Consider the following 1,740-nt stretch of genomic DNA (forward strand, 5'->3'; position numbering starts at 1 on the left):
GCAGCGGTGTGAGACGGGCATTCTTATGGATGTTCATTCGGATCCTCCGATGGATGCTGAAGCGTGGTAACTCCAGTCTCCTCGGTCCGGTCCGAATGGACAACCTCCCGAAAGCTCACAGCTAGCCGATCATGTGCCCGGGGAGCATCCAGTTCGAAAGCTTGCTCTAAGCGGCTTGGTGACTTGGCCGAGGTCACCCAGGTGGAAATGACCAACACTTGGGGTAAGCCTAGTGGCGCTCCCCTCGATGATGTCTGGCGGGGTGGTTAGCCGCCTCCGTGGGACAAGATCAGTCTACACGAATGGGCTATAGCCTCTCCTCGCCTGCCTCACTGGCCGTCCTTCAGAGCCGGCCACACGAGCTTTTGTCTTTCAGCAGGGCGTTTTTCTCGCCAGCTACAGAGCCACACCGACGCCATTAATGAGCGTCCAGTCGACGGGTTGGATGGCCCTGTCCATCTTGCCCAGCACCTTGGCTTAGCATTTGCCGGTGCGGCGGAAGCCTTCAAGACGCAGTTCTTGACCTTCTCCAGATCAGCCTCGGATGGATATCGGCAAGGGTTCAGCTCGTCCTTTTGAACTTGCGCATCTTCGTGTTGGCCAACCCCAGGCCGCCCGACATATTTGCGGTCTATCCGGCACCTCAACTTCGAACAACCTTGCGGCAAGCTCTTGGGATAGCCCACGCTCGTGCCTCCACCACCCGCTCAGCAGAGCCAGATTTGTCGTTGATGGCACGGAACTTGCGGAGTCATTCGCAGATGCGTCACGGACCGAGAGTGTCGTCCCATGAATTCGATCACCAAAAAGGCCGCCCGACGTTGCTGGGACCGCCTGCAATTACCTTATCCCAGAATTGGGAGCAACGGCTTCAAAAGGGATAACTCATCACCTCAATTTTGTCGATCGCGCGGCCATCGAACCGCAGCCATCGATCAGACTTCCGCCTCGTTGCACTCATTGCGACCGCCTTGGTGCTTGCGACAACCGCTCAATTCTGGCTGCCAGGATAACCACATATGGCGACGGAACTTCCTGCTTCAAAGCAATATAGAGATCGTCGATCATCCCCCCATCAAGGCCTCGATCGAGGACACCGCGTTCGGCTTGCTTGGTTCGCAGTGAACAGACCGCACTTCGACGAATGCGATCGATGCGACCGCGCCGAGAACTCTCCCGCATTGTCGACGGTTGGGTCCGTCGGCCCTCCGATGAGGCCTCGGATGCGTCGGGCGCCGAGGCCTCGACTGATGCCGACTGGCCGCCGCCGGAAGGTCTCGCGGCTTTGATCCCCGGCGATGTAGCCACCCCTGCTGCAACAGCTCCTAGCCGGAGAACTCATTCATGACCGAATCGGCGACAGATTTAGTGGACGCGGCTTTGTTCGACCGAGATCGGCTTGACCCAGAAAGTCCCTATCAACGTTCTGGCCCTGCATGGGGTGCCATCATTTCGCTTTCCTTCGGCACCTTCGGGCTTGTGACGGCAGAGTTTCTGCCCGCCAGCGTTCTGACACCGCTCGCGCATGATCTCCGTATCACCACGGGCACGGCTGGACAGGCGCTAACAGCGACCGCAATCGTCGCGGCGATCTCGGCACCGATAATCGCCATCGTGACAAAGCGTCTGGACCGCAGGGTCGTCATCTGGGCGATGACGCTCCTGCTGATCCTGTCGAACGTTCTGGCAGAGGTTGCGGGGTCGCTGCCGGTTTTGCTGGCGGCACGCGTCGTCCTTGGC

Annotated in this window: 1 protein-coding gene; it reads left to right on the forward strand. The window is 59.1% G+C overall.

What is annotated here, in order from left to right; genetic code table 11:
• Positions 1-1,344: 1,344 nt before the first annotated feature.
• Positions 1,345-1,740 (forward strand): MFS transporter (locus EOA32_RS36810; RefSeq protein WP_145971502.1); only part of this gene is annotated, 396 nt, incomplete at its 3' end.

The organism is Mesorhizobium sp. M1A.F.Ca.ET.072.01.1.1 (assembly GCF_004023325.1).
In the GTDB taxonomy this organism is placed as follows: domain Bacteria; phylum Pseudomonadota; class Alphaproteobacteria; order Rhizobiales; family Rhizobiaceae; genus Mesorhizobium.